Source organism: Streptomyces lincolnensis (assembly GCF_021173675.1).
GTDB lineage: Bacteria > Actinomycetota > Actinomycetes > Streptomycetales > Streptomycetaceae > Streptomyces > Streptomyces lincolnensis_B.
On sequence record NZ_JAIHON010000013.1, the window covers coordinates 1 to 22,748 of the forward strand.

Annotated in this window: 18 protein-coding genes and 2 pseudogenes; 7 read left to right on the plus strand and 13 right to left on the minus strand. The window is 69.8% G+C overall.

Annotated features, from left to right (window positions below; translation table 11 throughout):
• Positions 1-222: 222 nt before the first annotated feature.
• Positions 223-816, minus strand: coding sequence for a TetR family transcriptional regulator (locus tag K4B79_RS34075; RefSeq protein ID WP_232031195.1), 594 nt, complete (start codon positions 814-816; stop codon positions 223-225).
• 173 nt (positions 817-989) lie between these two features.
• Between K4B79_RS34075 and K4B79_RS34080 the strand changes: the two are divergent.
• Together K4B79_RS34080 and K4B79_RS34085 are read left to right on the plus strand one after the other, a co-directional pair.
• Positions 990-1,765: pseudogene (locus K4B79_RS34080) on the plus strand (dienelactone hydrolase family protein).
• A 3-nt stretch (positions 1,766-1,768) separates the two neighbouring features.
• A complete protein-coding gene (locus K4B79_RS34085; protein ID WP_269464317.1) occupies positions 1,769-2,560 on the plus strand; it encodes an NADPH-dependent F420 reductase in 792 nt (263 codons plus the stop codon).
• A gap of 290 nt (positions 2,561-2,850) precedes the next feature.
• Here K4B79_RS34085 and K4B79_RS34090 read toward each other — a convergent pair.
• A pseudogene (locus K4B79_RS34090) lies at positions 2,851-3,989 on the minus strand (epoxide hydrolase family protein).
• Positions 3,990-4,214: 225 nt separating this feature from the next.
• Positions 4,215-5,780, minus strand: a complete 1,566-nt coding sequence (locus K4B79_RS34095) for an MFS transporter (RefSeq protein WP_232031198.1) — start codon at positions 5,778-5,780, stop codon at positions 4,215-4,217.
• On the opposite strand from K4B79_RS34095, the gene K4B79_RS47990 reads away from it, so the two are divergent.
• Entirely contained in the window at positions 5,761-5,889 is a 129-nt protein-coding gene (locus K4B79_RS47990) for a hypothetical protein (protein WP_269464306.1), read from the plus strand. The two genes, K4B79_RS34095 and K4B79_RS47990, sit on opposite strands and share 20 nt — an antisense overlap.
• Before the next feature lie 78 nt (positions 5,890-5,967).
• On the opposite strand, the gene K4B79_RS34100 is transcribed toward K4B79_RS47990, so the two are convergent.
• The 6 genes from K4B79_RS34100 to K4B79_RS34125 all read right to left on the minus strand — a co-directional run bounded on the left by K4B79_RS34100 (position 5,968) and on the right by K4B79_RS34125 (position 12,195).
• A complete protein-coding gene (locus K4B79_RS34100) occupies positions 5,968-6,828 on the minus strand; it encodes an SDR family oxidoreductase (protein ID WP_232031199.1) in 861 nt (286 codons plus the stop codon).
• A 68-nt stretch (positions 6,829-6,896) separates the two neighbouring features.
• Positions 6,897-8,402 (minus strand): aldehyde dehydrogenase family protein, encoded by a 1,506-nt coding sequence (locus tag K4B79_RS34105; protein ID WP_232031200.1) that lies wholly within the window; start codon positions 8,400-8,402, stop codon positions 6,897-6,899.
• Positions 8,403-8,585: 183 nt separating this feature from the next.
• On the minus strand, positions 8,586-9,770 hold the full coding sequence (locus K4B79_RS34110) for an NAD(P)/FAD-dependent oxidoreductase (protein ID WP_232031201.1): 1,185 nt from the start codon (positions 9,768-9,770) through the stop codon (positions 8,586-8,588).
• Complete coding sequence (locus tag K4B79_RS34115) at positions 9,767-9,961, minus strand: ferredoxin (protein WP_232031202.1); 195 nt, start codon at positions 9,959-9,961, stop codon at positions 9,767-9,769. Before K4B79_RS34115 ends, K4B79_RS34110 begins: the two co-directional genes overlap by 4 nt.
• A 59-nt stretch (positions 9,962-10,020) precedes the next feature.
• Positions 10,021-11,253 (minus strand): cytochrome P450, encoded by a 1,233-nt coding sequence (locus tag K4B79_RS34120; protein WP_232031203.1) that lies wholly within the window; start codon positions 11,251-11,253, stop codon positions 10,021-10,023.
• 216 nt (positions 11,254-11,469) lie between these two features.
• A complete protein-coding gene (locus K4B79_RS34125; RefSeq protein WP_232031204.1) occupies positions 11,470-12,195 on the minus strand; it encodes a response regulator transcription factor in 726 nt (241 codons plus the stop codon).
• Positions 12,196-12,663: 468 nt separating this feature from the next.
• Between K4B79_RS34125 and K4B79_RS34130 the strand changes: the two genes are divergently transcribed.
• The 4 genes from K4B79_RS34130 (at position 12,664) to K4B79_RS34150 (ending at position 17,054) form a co-directional block, all read left to right on the plus strand.
• Positions 12,664-12,888, plus strand: coding sequence for a hypothetical protein (locus K4B79_RS34130; protein WP_232031205.1), 225 nt, complete (start codon positions 12,664-12,666; stop codon positions 12,886-12,888).
• A gap of 1,025 nt (positions 12,889-13,913) precedes the next feature.
• Complete coding sequence (locus tag K4B79_RS34140; protein WP_232031206.1) at positions 13,914-15,122, plus strand: sensor histidine kinase; 1,209 nt, start codon at positions 13,914-13,916, stop codon at positions 15,120-15,122.
• A 71-nt stretch (positions 15,123-15,193) separates the two neighbouring features.
• On the plus strand, positions 15,194-16,348 hold the full coding sequence (locus K4B79_RS34145; protein WP_232031207.1) for a sensor histidine kinase: 1,155 nt from the start codon (positions 15,194-15,196) through the stop codon (positions 16,346-16,348).
• 46 nt (positions 16,349-16,394) lie between these two features.
• Positions 16,395-17,054 carry a response regulator gene (locus tag K4B79_RS34150; RefSeq protein WP_232031209.1) on the plus strand — a complete coding sequence of 220 codons (660 nt, stop codon included), beginning with the start codon at positions 16,395-16,397 and terminating at the stop codon, positions 17,052-17,054.
• A 4-nt stretch (positions 17,055-17,058) separates the two neighbouring features.
• Here K4B79_RS34150 and K4B79_RS34155 read toward each other — a convergent pair whose 3' ends face one another.
• The 4 genes from K4B79_RS34155 to K4B79_RS34170 all read right to left on the minus strand — a co-directional run bounded on the left by K4B79_RS34155 (position 17,059) and on the right by K4B79_RS34170 (position 22,713).
• Positions 17,059-17,991: an SGNH/GDSL hydrolase family protein gene (locus tag K4B79_RS34155; protein WP_232031210.1), complete on the minus strand. Its 933-nt coding sequence runs from the start codon at positions 17,989-17,991 to the stop codon at positions 17,059-17,061.
• Positions 17,988-18,935, minus strand: coding sequence for a DMT family transporter (locus tag K4B79_RS34160; RefSeq protein WP_232031211.1), 948 nt, complete (start codon positions 18,933-18,935; stop codon positions 17,988-17,990). The genes K4B79_RS34155 and K4B79_RS34160 overlap by 4 nt, the downstream gene beginning before the upstream one ends.
• Positions 18,936-19,261: 326 nt before the next feature.
• Positions 19,262-21,496: an MMPL family transporter gene (locus K4B79_RS34165; protein WP_232031213.1), complete on the minus strand. Its 2,235-nt coding sequence runs from the start codon at positions 21,494-21,496 to the stop codon at positions 19,262-19,264.
• Between the two features lie 383 nt (positions 21,497-21,879).
• Positions 21,880-22,713 (minus strand): NPP1 family protein, encoded by an 834-nt coding sequence (locus K4B79_RS34170; RefSeq protein ID WP_232031214.1) that lies wholly within the window; start codon positions 22,711-22,713, stop codon positions 21,880-21,882.
• Positions 22,714-22,748: the final 35 nt, after the last annotated feature.

The window sequence follows — 22,748 nt, forward strand, 5'->3', positions numbered from 1 at the left end:
TCGCGGGCGATGCCGCCGCCGTGGGCGTTGACGGAGACCGGCCCGATACCGCCTCGCGGGTCGCGGCAGGGAGCGACGAGCAGGACGCTGCGGAGGCGGAAGCTCCGGTCATGATCCACTGACCCGGGCCCGCGGCCGGTGCCGCACGGCGTCCTTCTAGCGCGGGTCCGCCCGCCCTCTTCTCCCAGAGGGCGGGCGGACCCGCGTCATGCGGCGGACGGCCTAACACGAACCGAGCGCGGCGAAGGCCTCGTCGAGCAGGCCGATGAGGTCGAGTGCGCCGTCGGAGGCGGTCCAGTGATCCAGGGCGATGTCGAGGCAGTCGAGAGCGGCGGCGGCTTTCACCGTCATGCCGACGGCGACGGAACCCGGGGATCCTCCACGCTCCGCCAGTGCCTGGGCCAGCGCCGGGCGCCAGCCGTGCTGCTTCTCCAGTTGCCGAGCGCACAGCGCGGGCGTGCTGCGGACCAGCTTGGTCGTCGCCAGGGCTGCGTCCGGGTCCTGACGGTACTGCTCGATGACCGTGTCCAAAGCACGGCGCAGCGCGGTCCAGTCGTCCTCGTCGGCGGGCCGGCTGCGCAGCGCGTCGGCAACCTGGGCGCCGTGCGCGTCGAAGACGCTGAGGACGGCCTCCTCCTTGGTACCGAAGTAGCGCAGGAACGTACTGCGGGACACCCCTGCGGCCGAAGCGAGATCGTCCAGGGTGACGTTGTCGAAACCGTTGCGCAGGAACAACTCGAAGGCCACCTGCGCCAGTTCGGCCCGGACGGCGGCCCGCGCGATGTCCCGCGTCCTGGTTCGTCCTGATGCTCGCATCTCGCGATCCTATCCTTCCCGCGGCCTTCGATTGCATCACTGAACTTCAGTAACTAGTCTGAAACTCAGTTTCACAAAAGGCTCTCTATACCGTCAGGATTCCTTGGTCCACGGGCGCCCGGTGTCCGACGCCGGATGCCCGGTTCCCGGTGCCCGTGCTCAGAAAGGCCCCCATGACCGTCTTGCGCAGCGTGGACGTCGACATCCCCACCCCGGACGGATCCGCCGACGCCTACCTGGTCCACCCCGACGACGGCGCCCGCCACCCGGCCGTCCTGCTCTACATGGACGCTTTCGGGCTGCGCCCGCATCTGCGGGCGATGGCGGACCGCCTTGCGTCGGCCGGCTACACCGTCCTGGTGCCCAACGTCTTCCACCGCTACGGGCGAGCACCTGTGGTGGAGCTGCCCGAGTTCATCAACCCCGCCGAACGCCCGGAGATCATCCAGAGCCTCCGCCCGGCAGCGCAGACACTGACCCCCGAGGCCGCCATGCGGGACGCCGGTGCCCACCTGGACTGGCTGGCGGCCTCCCCGCTGACCTCCGACGGCCTGGCCGGCGTGGTCGGCTACTGCATGGAGCGGGCCTGGCGCTGCGCACCGCCGGCTGTCACCGGGACCGGGTTGCCGCGGCGGCCGGCTTTCACGGCGCTCATCTAGCGACCGACGCCCCGGAGAGCCCTCACCTGCTCGCCGACCGCATCACGGCCGAGCTGTACTTCGGCCACGCGGACCAGGACTCCACCAATCCACCCGAACAGATCGACCGCCTGGACAAGGCGCTCACGGCCGCAGGCGTCCGCCACCGCACCGAGGTATACACCGGCGCCCACCACGGCTTCAGCCTGGCCGACACCGCCATGCACAACGCCGAGGCCACAGAACGGCACTGGACGGCCCTGCTGGACCTCTTCGGAAGCGCCCTCCCCGCCGCTTCCATCACGCCGTAGTCCCTGAGCCGGGCCGAGGGTCGCACCCGCGCCCACTCGTCACGATTTCGGCAGTCAAAAGAAACGGAGCCACCAAGCATGTCCACCAAGACCCTCGGCCTCATCGGCAGCGGAATGATCGGCAGTGCTCTGGCCAGACTGGCCGTCGCCGCCGGCCTGGACGTCGTCCTGAGCAACTCCCGGGGCCCCGAGACCCTCGCCGACCTGGTCGCGGAGCTCGGTGACCACGCCCGCGCTGCCACGCCGCAGGAGGCGGCGCGCGCCGGTGACCTCGTGGTGGCGACCATCCCGCTGAAGGCCTACGAGCAGCTGCCCGCCGCCGCTCTGGCCGACAAGACGGTGATCGACACGATGAACTACTACCCGGACCGCGACGGCGCCATCGCCGGCCTGGACACCGGCGACTCGACCTCAAGTGAACTCGTGCAGCGCCACCTCGCCGACTCCCGCGTCGTCAAGGCGTTCAACAACATCGACTTCCGCCGCCTGTCCACCGGCGCCCGCCCCTCCGGCGCCCCCGATCGCAGTGCCCTGCCCCTCGCCGGCGACGACCCGGCAGCCAAAGTGGAGGCGGCACGCTTGCTGGACGCCCTCGGCTACGACGCGGTCGACATCGGCACCCTCACCGACAGCTGGCGCAGCCAGCCGGGCACCCCTGTCTACGTCCAGCCGTACATGGCCGAGCGGCCGGAGGGGCTGAGCCAGGAAGAGGCTGAGCGCTGGTTCTTCCAGACGCCGGGTGTGCCGTTGCCTGCCGATCGGGTGAAGGAGCTGGTCGACGCCGCCACTCGCTGAACCGCAGTTGGTCGAATGGGAATGGGGTCTTTCAGGAGACCTGCCCGGCCCGGTTGGACAGAAGGGGCAAAGGCTGACAAGGGTCGACGGCAGTTGCGGGCTGCGTGGTCAAGGCTCGTCCATGGCGACACCCTGCCGAAGAGCCTGCACGGTCGTCGACATCTTCCCCCGGGCCACGCAGTACAAGGAGACCGCCGGGAGCCGGGGCCCGGTCTGCCACCACTGATGGACGTGGAGGCAGACCGGGGAACGCACGAGGCGTGAATCACTCAGTCCACAAGCTCGGCCTCTCACGGCCGAGATCGAAATGATGACCGTGATATCTCCGGAAGGCTCTGGAAGAACCCTCGGATGTCGGCGACCAGCAGATCGGGCTGCTCCATGGCGGGGAAGTGGCCGCCGCGGTCGAATTCGGACCAGTGTGTGATGGTGTTGGCGGCCTCTGCGAACCGGCGGACGGACAGGCTGAGATCCTTGGGGAAGACCGCGACACCGGTCGGGGTGGGGGAGGGCTCCACCGGCCGCACCCGGGCGGCCAGGGACTCGTAGTACAGGCGGGCTGCGGAGCCGGCCGTGCCGGTGAGCCAGTAGACCATGACGTTGGTGAGCATTTGGTCGCGGTCCACGGCGTCCTCGGGTATGTCGGCGGAGTCTGTCCAGTCCCTGAACTTCTCCACGATCCAGGCCAGTTGTCCGACCGGTGAGTCGTGCAGGGCGTAGGCGAGTGTCTGCGGCCGAGTGGACTGGATGGCTGCGTAGCCGAAGAGCTCACGCTGGTATCGCTGCCCGTGCTGGAGCCGCCGCTGCTCTTCCTCGGTGTAGGGCTCCAGGCCTGGCTGGGGAGGCATGCCGATCATGGTGACGTGTAGGGCCGCGGCATGTTCGGCGTCGATTCGGCCCAGTTCTCGCGTGATGGCCGAGCCCCAGTCACTGCTGTGGGCCCCGTAACGGGTGTAGCCGAGCCGGCTCATCAGCTCTGCCCAGGTCCGGGCGACGCGCTCGACGTTCCAGCCCTTCTCGCGGGTGGGGCCCGAGAAGCCGTAGCCGGGTATGGAGGGGACGACGACCTGGAAGTCCTCGCTCAACGGCTCGATGATGTTGAGGAGTTCGACGAGGGAGCCGGGCCAGCCGTGGGTGGCGATCAGCGGCAGGGCGTCGGGGTTCGCCGAACGAACGTGCAGGAAGTGCACGTTCTGGCCGTCGACTCGGTGGTGAACTGCGGGAAGGAGTTCAGGCGTTTTTCGTGGACGCGCCAGTCGTAGGGGTGCCGCCAGTAGTCTGCCAGCTCTTTGATGTAGTTGAGGGGGATGCCGTACTCCCAGCCGACGCCGGGGAGTTCGTCGGGCCAGCGGGTGCGGTCGAGGCGGTCGTGCAGGTCGTCCAGCTGGGATTGGGGGATGTCGATGCGGAAGGGGGTGATCGCGGTCATGTGGGGGGCCTTTCCTGGTTCGGGCCGGGCGGTGGCGAGGCCGGAGGCGCGACCGCCCGGCGACGGTGGCGGGTGGTGGTCCACAGTCAACGTCCGCGTCCGCTGAAGGCGGTTGCTGCCGAGGTGGCCCGGTGCTGGTCGGCGAGGGCGGGTACCCGGACGCCGACCCCGGTTTGTGGTCTTCCGTGATCCGCCCCGGTATGGCAGCGACGGGGCACATCGGCATCACGCGCTCGAACGCGTGCCCTGGTCGGGGTCGGGTGCCGCAGTCACCGCGTCGTCGGTCTTCTCAGGCAGGTCGAGGCTGCTGCGCAGGTTGACTGGTTTGAGCAGGACGGCGGCGATGACGGCGAGAAGGGCTGCGGCGGCCGCGAGGAGGAAGATGTGTGCTGTCGCGTCGCCGTACGCGAGGCGGATGATCTCCTGCACCGCGGCAGAGTTCGAGTCCGCGCCGGACAGCCCGGCGGAGGCAAGACCGCTTGCGGTTCCGTCCTCGACCTGCCGGGCCAGGATCGCGCCGAGGACGGCGACGCCGATCGTGCCGCCGAGGGAGCGGAAGAACGTCACCGTGGAGCTCGCCGCCCCGACGTCCTTCAGTGGCACGGTGTTCTGCACGGCGAGTACGAAGTTCTGCAGGGTCATGCCGACGCCCATCCCGACACACAGCATCGACACGGCCAGGAGGACCATGGGGGTCTTGTTGTCGATGACGCCGAGGCCCGCGCAGCCGACCGTGAGCAGTGCGGCGCCGGTGATGAGGAACGGCTTGATCTTCCCGCTCCGGCTGATCAGCCGGCCGGCGACGATGGAGGCGATCAGGATGCCGGCCATCATCGGAATGGTCAGCAGGCCGGCTTCGGTGGGGGTGCGGCCGCGGCTGAGCTGGAAGTACTGGCTGAGGAAGACCGAGGCGCCGAACATGGCCGTACCGACGGCCAGGCTGCCGAGAATCGCCAGTGCCGTGGTGTGCTGCCGCACGATGGCGAGCGGGACGATCGGTTCGGTGGCGTGCTTCTCCACCCACGCGGCGGCGGCGAGCAGGGCCAGCCCGCCGGACAGCATGGCGGCGGTCTGCCAGGAGGCCCAGGCAAAGGAGCCGTCGACGAAGGACACCCAGATGAGCAGGACACTGACCCCGGTAGCGATCAGGGTGGCCCCCAGATAGTCGATCCGCACGTTCTCCCGGCGCAGCACAGGAAGGTTCAGCGTCCGCTGGAGCAGGAGGAACGCGACGGCGGAGAGCGGAATGGCGATGAAAAAGCTCCACCGCCAGCCCAGCCACGAGGTGTCGACGATGACACCGCCGAGGAGCGGCCCACCGATGGTCGACGTCGAGGTGGTGCCGCTCAGGTAAGCGCTGTAACGGCCGCGTTCGCGAGGCGGGATGGTGGCGGCGATGGCGATCTGGACGAGCGCCTGGACACCTCCCACGCCGACGCCCTGGAGGGCCCGCGCGGCGATCAGCTGACCGCCCGTCTGGCTGATCCCGCACGCCACGGTACCGAGCACGAAGATGACAATGGAGACCTGGAGAAGGGTCTTCTTGCTGAAGAGGTCGGCGAGTTTGCCCCAGATCGGAGTCGTCGCCGTCGTGGTGAGGAGGGTCGCGGTGACGACCCACGTGTACTGGGTCTGTGTCCCGTGCACGTCTTCGATGATCTTCGGCAGCGCGCTGGAGACCACCGTACTGCTGAGTGTCGAGACGAAGAGCGCGAGGAGCAGGCCACTGAGCACCTTCAGTACCTGACGACGGGACGTGGGGGACGCCTCCGTGAGCGTCGACTCGTTCACTGTGCTCCTCGACGGGTTTCAGATCACCGGTTTGCTGTGTGTCGCGCTCGACGCGTGCAGGGAGGACATCGCAGCCGCGGCGCCGGAGAACAACAGGACGCTCACCTGACGTCAGGGCAGAGGGGTGCGCGGGCGAGGACGGGCGTCGACCTTCGCGCACCCCCGCGGCAGGCAGGCGTGCGGGGAATCAGGAGCGCGCGGCCTGCGCGTTCCCGATGAGCGGGCGGTCCAGCGCGTCGGCCGTGCGTCCGAGGAGCTGCAGGTTGCGGGCGCCGAAGTCGACCAGCAGCGGGTGCCCGGAGATGTACCGCGCCGCATGGGAGTTGAGGAACACGACGGCGTCCGCCATTTCCTCCGGCGTGGCCAGACGCTGGTTCAGGCCGGCACGCGACTCAAGCGATGCGCGTCCGCCGGCCATCACGGCGAAGTCCGACGTCAGACCGGTCTCGGTGCTCGTCGGGAGCACGGCGTTCACCCGGATGCCGCGGCTCCCGAGTGCGGTGGCGCTGTGCGCCATGAACAGGTTGAGCACCCGCTTCGAGAGGGGATAGGCGGCCGGCCCGGGCTGGTCCTTGAGACCGAGTCCCTCGATCGCCGCGACGATGGCGTCCCACCCGTCGACGTGGATCAGTCCTTCGAGTTCTTCCTGGTAGCGCTCCCAGTTGATGCCGCCCGTGGAGGTCACATAGACGATGGCGCCGCCGTCGCCCATCCGCGTCTCCAGGTACGCGTCCGAGATGTACTTGTTGGCGCCGAAGTTGATTAGCAGGGTCGTGTTGTAATCGTGCTGGAGACCCGAGACTCCGGCCACGCCGAAGAACGTGTCAATGTGCTCGGGGAGCTTCGCGAACGCCCGGTCGATGTCGTCGCGTACCGCCAGGTTCGCCTGGATCGCGGAGGCGAGACCTGGCAGCTCGGTCGGGGCGTAGTCGATGGCGTGGACATGCGCGCCCAGTTCGACGAGGCGCTTCGCCGTCGCTCTGCCGATCCCGGAGGCGGCGCCGGTCACGACCGCGGTCTTGCCGGTGTACTGAAGGTAGTCGTCCACGTTTCCGGTTCCTCTCATCCGCGCCTGGTGGCGGGCGCGGATCTGCCGTGTGTGGGGGAGGGGGTGGGTCAGGAAAGGGGGAGTGAAGGAGCAGACCCGATGGTCTTGGTCTCGGTGTAGGCCTCGAAGCCCTCGCGGCCGCCCTCGCGGCCGATGCCGCTGGCTTTGTAACCGCCGAAGGGGGCGTCCCCGCCGGAGAACGAGCCGCCGTTGATCATGAGACTGCCGGCTCGGACGGCGCGTGCGATGCGCAGAGCGCGCTCCGTCGAGGCCGACGCGACGTATCCGGCGAGGCCGTACCGGCTGGCGTTGGCCAGCCGGATCGCCTCTTCGTCGGTGTCGAACGGTGTCACGGTGAGCACCGGTCCGAAGATCTCCTCCTGCGCGATGGTGGAGTCGTTGTCGACGTCGACGAAGAGTGTCGGCTCCACCCAGAAGCCCGCGCGGTCGGGGACGCCGCCGCCGACGGCGAGCCTCGCGCCCTCTTCCCGGCCGATGCGGATGTAGTCGGCGACGCGGTCGCGCTGCCGGGCCGAGATGAGCGGGCCGGCCAGCGTGCCCTGGTCCTGAGGGTCACCCCAGGACACCTGCTGGAACGCCTGTGCAAGGCCGGCGACGACCTGGTCGTAGACCTTGCGGTGCACGAGCAATCGTGTCGGCAGTGCGCACCCCTGGCCCGAGTGTGCGAGCGCTCCGAGCGCCTGCGGGATGGCCTGCGTGAGGTCCGCGTCGTCGAGGATGATCGACGCGCTCTTTCCGCCGAGCTCCAGCATCGTGCGCTTGAAGGTGGGCGCGGCGAGTTCGAGGATGCGTTGCCCCGTGGCCGTGGAGCCGGTGAACGACACCATGTTGACGCGCGGGTCGGTCAGGAGGAGTTCGGCCGTGTCGAGGTTGCTGGTCGGCACCACGTTGACCACGCCGGCCGGGATGTCGGTGCGCTCGGCGACGATCCGGCCGATGCGGGTGGCGTTCCACGGTGTCTCGGGGGCGGGCTTCGCGATGACCGTGTTGCCGGTGGCGAGAGCGCCGGCGAGCTTGACGAGCATGAGCCCGAAGGGGAAGTTCCATGGGGTGATGGCGGCGACGACGCCGACGGGCTCCTTGACCACCCACCGCTCGCTGGGCTCGTTGGTGAACCGGTTGACGGCGTCGTCGAGTCGGCGCACCCACTCGAACCGGTCGATGTGGTCGATGTGCCATCGGAACTTCTGCAGAGGCTCCTCCAGCTGGGCACCATAGGTGAGCATGCGCGGAGCTCCGACCTCCGCGATGAGTTCCTCACGCAGCTCGTCCTTCTCCTCAACCAGCGCGTCGAGGAGCTGGGTCAGGCCGCGCTTGCGGAACTGCCGGTCGACTGCCCAGTCCGTCTCCTCGAACGCGCGCCGGGCCGCGGCGATCGCGTCGAGCATGTCCTCCCGGCCGGCGTCGGCGACCTTGCCCAGAACGGTGCCGTCCGCCGGGTTGAGCACCTCGAACGTGCCGCTGCCCGCAGCGCTACGGAGCTCTCCGTCGATCAGCAGGCGCTCCTCGTGCGGGGACGCTGTCGGCGGCGGACCTGATGGAGTAGTGGACATCGTCTATCTCCTCATGGGGGGGATGAAGTTTGTCGAGGTGCGGCACGAGGCGGCTCGGGAGGCCGAGAGTGGCCAGACGTCGTTGGACGGTGCGTGGGCGAGATACCGGCTTCGAGCCCGGCGTATGTGCTCTGATCAGGCACGAAGCGTCCCCCCGGCCGCCGCGCTCGCATGGATCGGAGGTCAGGACTCCATGGCGGGGACGGCGGTGCTCACGGTGTCGTGCCACGCCGCACCCGTCGCAATCGCCTGCCGCCACTGGCGGATCGCCTTGGGCGGCATTCCGACGGCGAGGGCGCCGGTGACGCGGTCGCCGGTGCGGTACGCGGCGACGAACTTCCGCTCGGCCAGGTCGCCCTCGACGAGGGCGACTTCGGCGTGGTCGCGGAGATAGCCGTAGGCCTGGATCTTCATGTCGTACTGGTCGGACCAGAAGTACGGCACCGGTGCGAAGGATTTGCCCGCCTCGGAGTGCAGCAGGTTGCGGGCGGCGGCCATGCCCTGTTCGGCGGCGGTGGTGCGGTGCTCGATGCGCATCGAAGTACCGAACAACGGGTTGTACCAGCGGGCGACGTCACCGGCCGCGTACACGTTCGGGGCGGCCTTGCAGTACTCGTCGCACATCACGCCGTCCCCGACGGTCAGGCTGCTGCCCGTGAGCCACTCGGTGTTGGGCAGGGAGCCGATGGCGACCAGCACCTCGTCGGCCTCGATCTCGGAGCCGTCCGCGAGCCGCACGCCGTCCTCGGTCACCTCGGTGACGGTGACTCCGCAGCGCAGGTCAACGCCCCGTTCCAGATGGGCGTTCGTCAGGACCTTGCCGACCTCCATGCCGACGGCGTGGGCCAGGGGCACCGGGGCGGGTTCGAGGAGGGTGACCTCGCAGCCGAGTCGCCAAGCGACGGCGGCGGCCTCCGCGCCGAGGAAGCCGGCGCCCACCACGACCAGCCGCCGTCCCGGGGTGAGCCGCTCCCGCAGGGTCAGCGCGTCGTCGAGCGTGCGTAGGACGTGCGCGCCCTCGCCGGGCAGTCGGCGCGGCCGGACCCCGGTGGCGATGACCAGTCCGTCGTACGGGACGGCGGATCCGTCGACCAACTCGACGGTGCGGTCGGCCGGTTGGAGGCCGGTGGCCGCCACGCCGAGCCGCAGGTCGAGGTCGAGCGCGGCCAGCGCGTCGGGGGTGCGCAGCGCCAGCCGCTCGGGCTCCCACTCCGCGGCCAGGATCTGCTTCGACAGGGGCGGGCGGTCGTACGGGGCGAGCGGTTCGTCGCCGACCAGGGTGATGATGCCTTCGTAGGCCTCCCGGCGGAGGGTCTCGGCCGCTGCGAGTCCGGCAGCCGAGGCACCGACGACGACGATCCGCCTCACTGCTCGACCAGCCGAATTGCGGCGGCCGGGCAGACCGAGACGGCCTCCTTGACGTCGTCGAGTCGGTCGTCGCCGACCTGCTCTTCCAGGAGGATGGCGATGCCGTCGTCGTCCTGGTCGAAGACGTCCATCGCGGCGAGCACGCACTGCCCGGAGGCGACGCACTTGTCGGCGTCCAGCTCCACCTTCATGGGATTCCCCTTATTTGCTTCGCTCGTGGTTCTTGGTTCGTTCGCGGGACGGGGAGCCGTCACCAGGAGACGGGCAGTTCGTGCACGCCGTAGATGAACGCGTCGTTCTTGAACTTCACGTCCTCCAGCGCGCAGGCCAGCTTCAGCGTGGGAATGCGCCGGTAGAGGGTGCCGTAGACCACCTGGAGTTCCATGCGGGCCAGCGGCTGGCCCAGGCACTGGTGGACGCCGAAGCCGAAGGCGACGTGGCGGCGGGCGTCGCGGGTGAGGTCGAGCCGGTCCGGGTCGGGGAACACCTCGGGGTCGCGGTTGGCGATCTCGTTGGCCATGATGACGCCGTCGCCGGCCATGACGACCTGCCCGGCGACCTCGATGTCCTCCGTCACCGCTCGGCGCCGTCCCAGGTGGGTGATGTGCAGGTAACGCAGGAGTTCCTCGACCGCGCCGGCGACGAACTTGGGGTCGTCGCTCGCGCGCAGCAGGGCGAGCTGGTCGGGGTTCTGGAGGAGGGCGAGGGTGCCGAGGGCGATCATGTTCGCGGTGGTCTCGTGGCCCGCGATCAGCAGGAGCAGGGCCATCTCGGTGGCCTGCTGGTGGTCGATCTCCCCGGCCGTGACCCGCCCGGCGATGCTGGAGAGCAGGTCGTCCTTCGGCTCGGCGAGCCGCTGGGCGATCTGACCGGCCAGGTATCCGGCCGTCTCCCGGGTCGCCACACCGCGCTCCTCGGGGGTCGCGGTCGTGCGGACCATCGTCTTGGTGTTCTCCTGGAACATCGCGTGGTCGTCGTAGGGCACGCCGAGCAGTTCGCAGATCACCAGGGAGGGGATCGGCAGGGCGAACTCCTCCACGAGGTCCACCGGGCCCGGCCGGCTCAGCATCCCGTCGATCAGGTCGTCGACGATCCTCTGCACGGCAGACCGCAGGGCCTCCACCTTCTTCACGGCGAACGGCGCCGTCACCATCCGGCGCAGCCGGGCGTGTTCGGGGTCGTCCATCATGATGAAACTGAGCTTGCCCTCGCCGCCCTCGGGCGAGGCCTTGGTCGGGTAGCCGGGGCTGTCGGGGTCGGCACTGACCCGCAGGTCGCCGAGAACGGCGCGCTGGTCGGCGTACCGGGTCACGAGCCACGGTTCGCTGCCGTCCCACAGCCGCACCTTCGTCAGGGGCGTCTTTTCCTGGAGGTCCTTCAGGGCAGGCGGCGGGTCGAAGGGGCAGCGGGCCTCCCGGGGCATCGGGAACTCGGGGGGCGAGTCCGGTGCCTCGGGTACGGGTCCGGCCAGGGTGTCGGCCATGGTTCTCCTCGGTGGTGGGGGCTCCACTCGACTGGCGGGAGCGCCGGGGTGAAGTGGTCGAGGCCTCGATGAGCACATGCAAACAGAGCAGGCTGACGCCTTCCGATCAGTTTCCTGACAGAGAGCTGACGTGACTCAGATCACAGCCACGTTGGGCGCCTAAACGGCTTGTTGTGTAAGGGAGTTGTGAGCGCAGGCGCCGTTTGGTGCGGCAGGTCAGTGCTCGGTGTCGACGTAGCCGAGCCAGTAGCCGAACCCTCGGCGTGTGTGAATCAGGCGGGGCGCGTCACGGTCGACCTTGCGCCGCAGCCGGGAGACGAGTTGCTCGATGGAGTTGTCGCCGTGGTGGTCGCCCCAGACGTACCGCCCGATCTGCTCCTTGGAGAGCACCCGGTGCGCGTTGACCAGGAGGTGGCGCAGCAGCCGGTACTCGGCGGGCGTCAGGTCGAGGGGACGGGTGCCGCGGCGCGCCTCGCACAGGGGTGCGTCCAGGACCAGGTCGCGGTAGCTTAGCGCGCCGTCCCGCGGATGCCCGGGGTGCGCGTCCCTCAGCAGGACCTGCACACGGGCCAGCACCTCGGCCACCCGGAAGGGCTTGGTGACGTAGTCCCGCTCCCCCGGGCCCAGTTCGGGCACGAGGTCGTCCAGCGAGTCGTACTCCGTGAGGACGAGCGCCGGTGGGCGATGGGGCACCACGGGCCGCTCCCGGCTGAGGCTCTCCATGTCCGGCAGTGACGTGTCGACGACCATCAGGTCGAACCGTTGCTCCACGAGCCGCTCCAGAGCCTCACCCCCGGTCCCGGCCAGGGTGGTGCGGTATCCCGCTAACTCCAGGGTGGTGGAGAGGAGTTCGGCGACGCCCGGCTCATGGACGATGAGCAGGAAGTGCTGACCGGCTCCCCGGGCGAGTGCCGGTTTCACTCGGGTGCCACTGCCGTGCATGTCTTTCACCCTACCGTTCAGTTTGCCTAACGCAACTAATTCCCGTGGGGGTTCGGGTTCGGGATCAGGGCGTCGGCGTGACCGGTGCCAGCCGCATGTCGACGACGGTGTCGACCACCGGGTGGCGGTGTCGATCAGCCTGTGTCCAGGACCTGACAGGTACCGGCATCCACGCCGACTTAGACGAGGCCACGTATGACACCGCTTCCTGACATTACGTCGGTGGGGTACGCAGGTAAGGGCTCCGACTCCGGAGTGGTTATGAGACCGACGTCAAACTTCGTCGACAGAGCACTCGTGGCGTTCAGGGACGGCCGACCCCAAGGTGTAGCGGACTACACCATCGGTTCGGGAGGCCGGTCCCTCGTGTCGACGAGCGGTCGGCGGGATCGTGGTCCCCAGAGATCACGACAGATCCGCACCTCGCAGTGCACCCCTCCGTCTCCCCCTCCATCGAAGGGCACTTCCATGAAGTCGCCACTTGTCACCGTGCGATCGTTCGTCGCCGACCTGTTGCTCTGGTCGTTCTTCGTGGGTGGCCTCGCCGCGGGTTCCGCGTCCGGCGCCGTTCTCGACGGCACGGCGAAGGAGGTGGTCACCTACGCCGGTATCGCCGTGTCGCTCGTGGCAGGCTGGCGCATCGCGAAGAAGCCGAAGATCAAGGCGTTCTTGTCGACTCCGCCAGTGCTGTAGTTCCTGTTCCTGTTCAACGGCGGTGTGGCCGCGGTGCATTACTTCACGATGGACGGAGCGAAGGGGGCCATGGCCGCTGCCGGGATGGGCCTGGTCTCGCTGGGAGCGGCAGGCGGCCTTGTCGCAAACCGCAGGAAACGGGCCGAGGCCGTGGCCGTGGCCCGGCCCAGGGTGTGACCCGCCGAGCGGCGGTTCGCCAGGACATCCACACGCGCCCTGAAGCGCCGCGCTCGTGACCACGTACGGGTCTTCCCGTATCCACCCGTCCGGTTCTCCGGACCCCCTCCGCATCACACCAGGCCTGAGCAGTGAGCCCGACGACTGAAAGGCAGGACCCCTCCATGACCGCTGACCGCCGACCCCGCCGTAGGACTGCCGTCGCCACCGCCGTAGCCGCCGTCATCCTCACCACAGGACTGGCCACCGGATGCGATGACGTGGACGGCTCGACAGCAGACAGCTCCTGGACTGCCTCCAGAACGCCGGGACGATCGCCGACAGCCTCAAGGCGATCCATGAGGCCGGCCTGGACGCGGCGAAGGATCCCGAGCGGACCGAGGAGTCCATTGACACCATCGAGAAGTACCTCGACAAGATCGACAACGTCGACGGCGGGACGGCCGACGACAAGGTCGGCAAGGCGGTCGACGACCTCAAGGACGCGATCGCGGACTACAACAAGGCCATCCTCGACGGTGACATCACCCCGGATGCCAGCCACATCGATGCCGCGACCGACGCACTGAAGAACGTCTGCACGCCGTAACGCAGCCCGGCCGCATCCCCACACGGCCTGCGGCGCGCCCGGCATGGACGCCGCAGGCGGTGGCTTCTTACGACAGGGCACGAGCCCATAAGCGGTGTACCCGCCGGACGGACGAGCGCGCGTCAGCATCGCGGCAGGTCGCCAGAGGGGTCACCGTCGTGTCGGTTGCCCCTCCCTCACACCCGTCACGTCCTCCAGGGCTGCCCCTCCACAGGCCCGCACCGAAGTGTCCGTTTCCCCTCGGACAGGACTCCCACCGATGATCAACAATCTGCTGAGGCGGTTCGGCGCCGCCGACGCAGCCGTCGCCGCCGCGGCCTTCGCCTGTTCCCTCCCCGGCACCCTGATCACGCTGCCGGGCCAGGCCCCGGAGGTTCCGTGGTGGCCCGGGGCGCTCCTGGCCGGCCTCTCCTGCATCGCGCTGATGTGGCGCCGTACTCGGCCCCGCATCACGGTAGCGGTGACCATCGCCTGCGCCACCGTGATGGCCGCTGTCGGTTACGTTCTCACCGTCATGCTGCTGGGACCGCTCATGGCCGCGCTCCACTCGCTGGCCGTGCGCACCGACCGCAAGACGGCCAACGCCTTCACCTTCACCGGCATAGCGGTACTCCTGCCCACGGCGCTGATCGCCGGCCCTGCCCACGAACCACTGATCCTCAAACTGATCGGCCCGGCCGCCTGGCTGCTGCTGCCCACCTCCCTCGGCACCGCCAGCCGGCTACGCGCGGCGCATCTGGAGGCCGTCCAGGCCCGCGCCGAGCACGCGGAACGCAGCCGGGAGCAGGAAGCGCGGAACCGCGTCACCGAAGAGCGCCTGCGCATCGCCCGCGACCTGCACGACGTCGTCGCCCATCACCTCGTCCTGGCCAACATGCAGGCCGCTGCCGTAGTCCGTGCCTTGGCCTCGCGCCCCGAGGAGGCGAAGAAGATCGCCGCAGAGCTCACCGGCACCACCGCGTCGGCCATGCGAGAACTCAAGGCGACCGTCGGCCTGCTGCGCCACGCGAGCGACCCGGACGAGCCCCCGCCCCCCACCGCCGGTCTCGCCCAGCTCCCCGACCTGGCCGCTTCGTTCCGGCACGCCGGGCTCACCGTCACCCTCACCTCCGAGGGAGAACCACGGCCCCTTCCCGCCGGGACGGACCTCACGGCGTACCGCATCGTGCAGGAGGCACTCACCAACGTCACCAAACACGCCCCCACCGGCACAGCCGAGGTACGGCTCACTTACGCCCACGATCTGCTGTCCATCACCATCACCAACAGTGCAGGCACGGCGTCGGCCGACCGGGCCTTCCCCCACAGTGGCTACGGGCTCATCGGCATGCGCGAGCGCGCCCACGCGGCCGGAGGCCGTCTGCGCGCAGGCCAACGGCCCCGGGGCGGATTCGAAGTCGTCGCGGAACTGCCGTTGCGCCCGATCCCCCTCGAAGAGCCCTCGGCGAAGCAGTACACGGTGCCATGAACCCGGTACGTCAGCGGCCCGCGCGCCCCCGAACGATCACGTCCGTTCCCCCAGGCCGTAGCCTTGCCGCCATGGGCAGAACGATCCGGCAGGCAGCGCGGGCCACGCTCCATCTGCTCGTGGCCGCGGCGCTCGCCTTCGGCCTGTACCTGTTCATCACCGTGCTGCTGATCACAGCCATCGGCACGGTCGCGGTGGTCGGGGCGTGGATGCTGCCCGAGACGGTGCTGCTGATCCGCCGGATCGCCGGAGCCAAACGCGCTCTGACGGCCGCCTGGACGGGCCGGCGGATCCCCGAGGCGTACCAGCCGATCACCGGCACCCTGCGTGAGCGTCTGCGCACCGCCGTCCGTGACCCGGGCACCCTCACCGACCTGCGCTGGATGGCCGCCTCCTACGTCTACGGCGCCCTGCTGTTCCTGGCGCTGCCGCTGTGGCCGCTGGGCCTGGTCGTCGACGGGGTGTGGTGCGGGCTGCTGCGCCGCGAGGCGGTCGTCCTGCCGCTGATCGGCCGCCTCACCGACCTGGAGGCTCGCTGGTCCCAGGCCTTGCTCAAGCCCTCGCCCCAGGCGCTGCTGGCCGCGCGGGTCGAGGAGCTGGCCGCCACGCGGGCGGACGCGATCGCCGCGCACGGGGCCGAGCTGCGCCGTATCGAGCGGGACCTGCACGACGGCGCACAGGCTCGCCTGGTTGCGCTGTCCATGCGGATCGGGCTCGCGCAACGGGCGTACGACCGCGATCCCGAAGCCGCGCGCAAGCTGCTGGCCGACGCTCAGGCCCAGGCCGAGGAGGCGCTGACCGAGCTGAGGCAGGTGGTACGCGGCATCCACCCGCCGATCCTCACCGACCGCGGTCTCGTCGGCGCTGTACGTGCGTTGGCGGCCAGCAGTGGGCTGGGAGTGACCGTGCGGGTGGACGGCGGACTGGAGGAGGGGCCGCGGGCTCCGGCGGCGGTGGAGGCGGCGGCGTACTTTGCCGTCGCCGAAGCGCTCACCAACGCCGCCAAACACAGCGGTTCGCGGCGCGCGACCGTTCAGCTGGAGCGCGTCCCCCGGGGATTGCGGGCCGTCGTCCAGGACGAGGGCCTGGGCGGGGCCGACGAGAAGAGTGGCACTGGACTGCTCGGTATCCGGCGGCGCGTCGCCGCTATGGACGGTGAGGTGACCGTGACCAGCCCCCAGGGGGGACCGACGATGATTGCTGTGGAGCTGCCGTGCGTGTGGTGACCGAGTCGGCGGGGACGAGACCGACGTGGAAATGGACGGGTCTGCCGTGCGAGTGATGATCGCCGAGGACAACGCCTTGCTCAGGGAAGGGCTCGTGCTGCTGCTGACCTCGGCCGGGCACGAGGTCGTGGCCGTGGCCGGCAGCGGGCCGGAGATCCTGCCCGCGCTGCTGCAGCACCGGCCGGACGTGGCCGTTCTGGACGTACGGATGCCCCCCGGCTTCCGCGACGAAGGACTGCGGGCAGCGCTGGATACCCGGCAGAAGATCCCCGGGCTGCCGGTGTTGGTCCTGTCCCAGTACGTCGAGGAGTCGTACGCCGCCGAGCTGCTGGGCGGCGGGGCGAGCGGGGTCGGCTACCTGCTCAAGGACCGGGTGGGCCGGGTCGACGAGTTCCTGGACGCACTGGAGCGGGTCGCCTCCGGCGGTACGGCGCTGGATCCGGAGGTGGTGACCGAGCTGCTGACGCGCCGCCGGGACTCACCGCTGGACTCCCTCACCCCGCGCGAGCGCGAGGTGCTGAAGCTGATGGCGGAGGGGCACGACAACGCCACCATCGCCAAGACGCTGGTCATCACCGAGCGGTCGGTCAGCAAACACATCGGCAACGTCTTCCTGAAGCTGCACCTGCCGCCCAGCGACAGCGGGCACCGCCGGGTGCTCGCTGTGCTGGCCTACCTCAACGACCATCAGCACAAGGGTGCTTGACCGGTCACCAGAGGACATCCAGCACGGCGTCCGCCATCCCGCGTTCGCCGCGCGCGTTGGGGTGCACGGCCGCGGCCGGGCTGCTGGGGACAAGGGGTTCGATCCAGCGGGTGGCCGCGTCCGAGCAGGCATCGCGGCCCTCGGACGGACGGTACGTGTCGACGTACACCGCTCCGGATGCCTGAGCCCGTTCCCGCAACTCGCTGTTGAGCTGCTGCTCCTTTTCCCGCAGGTAGCTCGTGTCGCCGGGCGCGAGGGGCAGTTCGCCGCCGCAGCTGGCGCCGTCGGCGGGCAGGATCGCCGGATAGCCGACGACATAGACCCGCGCCTGGGGCGCGCGCCTGTTGATCTCCGTCAGCGCGCCGGCCAGCCGTTCCCCCGCGGCCTCGATCTTCCGCGCCACCTCGTCGGTGCCGCGGTCGACGTAGTGCCGTTTGCAAGGGGTGTCCTCGGGGATGTACTTGCCGCTGCCGAGGGCCTCGTAGGCCACCCCCATCGTGACGCACCGCTTGATCATCGAGCCGAAACCGATGTCGTTGCCGCCGATACCGAGGGTGACCAGCCGGGTCTTCGGTGAAAGCGCCGCGAACTGGGACGGGTTGCTGCCCTGGTCCGTGAGCTGGGGTCTGGTGAGGTCGGCGATGGTGGCGCCACTGCAGCTGACATCGCGGAAGCCGGTGTCCTTCACGCCGAGCCGGGAAGCGACCAGTGCCGGGTAGTTGTGGTCGGAACGGTCGCAGCCGGCCGGAGTGCCGGTCTGGCCGGGAATCTTCGGGCCGGCGGTGTAGGAGTCGCCGAGGGCGACGTACGGGCCTTTAGCAGCGGGGGCGGCCTGGGCCTGGTCGTGCTCGCTGTGGGCGACGCCGACCACGGTGGCCAGAGTGCCGCAGGTGACGAGGACGCCGATCAGCACGGTCCGGAGATGGGTCGTCTTCAAAGGGTCCTGCCTTCCAGTTGGGTTACTCCCGCGAGGCGCGGGTACGTAAGGCGGCCAACTACCGGGGGCCGCAGGGCCGGAGCGGTACGGACGGGGCCGTGAGCGACGTGGGCTCGGGCGCCGTCCGCTGCGGGGAAGGCGGTGGTGGGGCGGGCGAGCAGGAAGATTCCGCGGCTGGCGAGCGCTGCGCCGGTGAGGGCCAGGGCGGTGCCGGGGAGGCCGCCGTGGATGCGCTCGCCGAGGAGGGTGAGGCCGATGGCCGATGCGGCCAGAGGGCTGGCCAGGGTGAGGGTGGCGAGGGGAGCGCCGAGCACGCCGGTGTAGGCGGTCTGGGACAGCAGCAGACCGGCCACGGCCAGGGCGACGGCCGGGACAGCCACCAGCGAGGTCTGCCAGGTCAGCAGACAGTCGGTGTGCAGGACCGTCTGGGTGAGCGCCGAGCCGGTGCCGGAGGCGATCCCGGAGGCCGCCGCCAGGGCCAGGGTACGCCGGGTACCGGTGCGGACCGAGAGAGCGAGCGGGATGACGAGGGAGGCGGTGACCGCGACGGCCGGGGCGGCGGGGGTGGTGAGGACGCCCGTGGAATCCTCGCCGGTCGCGGTGAGCGGGAGCAGGGCGGCGAACCCGGCGAGGGTGAGCGCCATGCCGTGCCATTCGCCGCGGCTGACGCGGCGTCCAGCACCGCGGGCGGCGAGCGGCATGGCGGCTGTGACGGTTAGCGCGCCGAGGCACTGGACCAGGGTGAGCGGACCGTACTTCAGGGCGGCGACGTGTAGCGCCGCGCCCGTGGCATTGGCGGCGTTCGACGCCCACCAGGCGGGGCTGGCCAACAGGCGTCGCAGCCCATTCCCGTCGGTGGAGGCGACGCGGTGCTGCGTCGCGGCCGCGGCGGCGTAGGCGGCGATGGAGGCGAGCGCCAGTACCACGGCGACCATGATGTTCATCGCGAGGGCTCCAGTCGGGGGCGTTGCGGCTGGCGAAGTCAGGCCTGCTCAGCGGGGCTTGCGGGGAGTCTTGCTGTGTCGTCCACGATTCCGTGGGCCGCCGGCCGGGACGAGGGAGCGCCCTCCCGAGGTGGGGGTGTAGCGGGCTACACCCCGCGCCTCCGGTCAAGTCCACGGGCCCGGCGGCCGGAGCAGGTGTAAAGCTCCCGCCGCCGGGCCCTGGATCGCGCCGCCTCTGTCCCCACGGGGGCGGCACGCCGGGCCGCCGCCGCTTCGGCGGCCCCGGTCGAGGGCGACCGCCCTCAGAGGTGGCCGAGCGGTTGCGGCTAGCGGATGGGGACGGGCTCTGCCAGCGGCCGGTCGTCCGGGCCGGCGGCGGGACCCGTCGGTGCGGGAACCTTGCGGCTGAGCTTCTCGCCCTCGACGTCGATGTCGGGCAGCAGCCGGTCAAGCCAGCGAGGCAGGTACCAGGCTTTGTCACCGAGGAGGGACAGGACGGCGGGGACGATCGCCATGCGGACGACGAAGGCGTCGAACAGGACCGCGATGGCCAGCCCGAACCCGATCATCTTGATCATCGACTCGCCCGCCCCGATGAAACCGGAGAAGACGGCCATCATGATCAGCGCGGCGGCCACGACAACCCGGGCACTGTGCTTGAACCCGGAGACGATCGCTGTCTTGGCCGCGTCCCCGTGAACGTAGGACTCGCGTACCCGCGAGACCAGGAACACCTCGTAGTCCATGGCGAGACCGAAGACGATGCCCACCAGGAAGATCGGCATCATGCTCATGATCGGCCCGGTGGACTCCACGCCCAGCAGGTCCGCGCCGTGCCCCTGCTGGAAGACCAGCACCACCGAACCCAGCGCCGCCAGCACGGACAGCAGGAACCCGAACGCGGCCTTCACCGGCACCAACAGAGACCGGAACACCACCAGCAGCAGGACGATGGCGAGTCCCACCACGACCGCCAGATAGGGCATCAGCGAGGCCTGCACCTTCTCGGCGACGTCGATGTCCAGCGCAGTCTTGCCGGTGACCTCGAAGGAGGCGCCGGCCTTGGACTCGATGCCGGGGCGTTCGTCGCGGATGGTGCTGACGAGACCCTTGGTCTTCTCGTCCGTCGGTGCGGTGGACGGGACCGCGGAGAAGACTGCGGTATCACCCGCGGAGTTGAAGCGGGCCAGCGAGACGGACACGACTCCCTCCGTGGCCCGGACGTCCTTCGCGATCGTTGCCACAGCCGCCTTCGGGTCCGCGGAGCCCTGGGCGTCCACAACGATCGTCAAGGGCCCGTTGAAGCCGGGACCGAAGCCCTCGGCCAGAGCGTCGTACGCGCGGCGCTCGGTGGTGGAGGTGGGCTTGGCCTCGTCGCCGGGCATGCCGAGTTGGAGGTCCAGGACGGGCGTGGCGACGGCACCCAGCCCCACGACGCCGAGCAGCAGAACCGGCAGCGGGTGGCGTACGACGATGCGCGCCCAGCGAGATCCGCCGTTGTCCTCCTTGCGCTGCTTCCTGCGGTAGCGCCGGGAGTTGCGGCGGGCGCCGCGCGAGAGAACGGCGTTCGGCCAGAAGCCGAGGACGGCCGGAACCAGTGTCAGGCACACCAGCACCGCGACCAGGACCGCGGCAGCGGCGGCGAGCCCCATCTTGGTGAGCAGCGGAATACCGACGACGGACAGGCCGGCCAGCGCAATGACGACCGTGAGGCCGGCGAAGACGACCGCCGAACCGGCCGTACCGGCGGCGAGACCTGCTGCCTCCCGCGGCGTGTGCCCCTTCGCGCGCTCCTCCCGATACCGGGAGAAGACGAACAGGGCGTAGTCGATGCCGCAGGCCAGACCGAGCATGGTGGCCAGCGTGCCGGTGCTCTCGGACAGGCCGAACGCCTCCGACACGGCCATGATCCCGGCCATGCTGAGGCCGACACCGAGGATCGCGGTCAGCAGCGGCAGCCCGGCGGCGGCCATCGACCCGAAGGTGATCAGCAGGACGAGGGCGGCCACCGCGATGCCGATCACCTCGGCCGCGCCGCCCGCCGCGGGCTGGGTGGCCAGCGCGTCGCCACCGACCTCGACGGTCAGGCCCGCGTCCCTGGCCCCGTCGATGGCCCGATCCAGGTGCTCCTTGCTCGCATCGGCCAGGTCGGCGGCGCCGGTCTTGAAGCTGACGGTCGCGTACGCCGTCCTACCGTCCGCGCTCACCGCCTTCGCCTGGAAGGGGTCAACGGCGTCGGCGACCTGGGAGCCGTCGGCAGCCTCGTCGACGAAATGCTCGATGGCCCTTCTGTTCTCGGTGGCCGTGACCTTCTCACCACTCGGTGCCACGAACACGATCCGGGCGCTCGCCGCGTCGGCCGCCGAGCCGGGGAAGCGCTGCTCCAGCAGGTCGAACGCCTTCTGCGACTCGATACCGGGCATGGTGAAGCCCTCGTCCGCAGCGGCGGGCGCCTTCGAGGCGGCGAAACCGGCGGCGCCCAGCACCGCCACCCACAACAAGGTGACGAACCAGCGCCACCGGAAGGACACACGGCCCAGGTGATGAAGGACAGTTGCCATGGCGGGATACGCCTCCACATCAGCGGTTCAGGAACGGCGAGAAGTCGAAGAACCGCCTCTGTGGGGGATGCGCACCCAGTTCATAAGGGAGCTGGGAGGGGTCCTTCCGTCGCCCTCCACGATTCCGTCGGCGGCGTGTCGCCACGAGGGAGCCCGCTCCCGAACCGGGGGTGTAGCCCACTACACCTGCCGAGATGGACCCGGTTCACAACCGAGCCCGGGCATCCGGCCGTCCGGTCCTCACGACGATGCCGTTGCCAGTCGCTTACGACGATCTCGCCGCTGCGGGGCGTGGCGGGGAGTTCGCGTGAGTGTGTGCCGGGTAAACGGGCGGCCGCCGACGTGTGGGGAGAGCGCGTCGGCGGCCGTTGGAGCGAGGAGGATCAGGCGTTCGGGTCGAAGCTGATGCCAGACGGCTTGGCACGGCTGAGTTCGGTGTTGAAGCGGCCGTCCTTCAGCGGGAAGTTCGCGTCCCCCCACGTCTTGCTCTGCATGAGGGTCTGGAGGTTCGCCGTCCAGGTGTTGCTGCCGCCCGGATAGCTGTTCCAGCTGACCAGGCGCGGGAAGTCCCAGCCGCCGTCGCCCCAGGCCTCCGCGACCTCACCCGACTTGGCGAAGCGGAAGGAGTGGGTGTCCCACACGTTGCCCCCCTTGTGGTAGACGACCTTGAGGCGGACCCCGTCCTTCTGCACGGAGCTCCAGCTTGAGGTCGTGTACTCGCCGTGCGCGGAGACGGACGCGTACTCGGGTGTGCTCGCGCCCTGCCGCACCCAGATGACGGCGGACTCCCAGTCGTGCCGGTGCGAAGTGGGGGTGCAGTCGCCGCAGCTCATGTCCTTCTCGAAGTACAGGCTGTAGACGATCCCGCACCAGCCGTTGTTGCACTTGACCCGGGAGTATGTCTGGGCCTTGCCGAGGTGTCCGGTCCGGCATTGGCCGGTGACGGACCCGCTGTCGTCGAGGCCGCCGTTGAACGTGCCGCTGCTGTCGATGGCGGTCGCCGGGAAGCAGCTGTTGCCATCGTAGTCGAAGACCGGCTGGAAGTTCTTCTGGAACGTGGTCGTGCTTTCGTTGAGGGGGTTCAGCACAGCGGCGTGTGCGCTGTTGGACATCGCGAAGGTCAGTGCGGTGGCGCTGCCCGCGACGAGCGCGGCCTTGCCGAGGCGGCCGAGACGCGACTTCAGGGATTTCGGCGACTTCTTCGGTGCGTGGGACATAAGCGGTTCTCCACTTGCTCTGCCTGGGGGAGTCC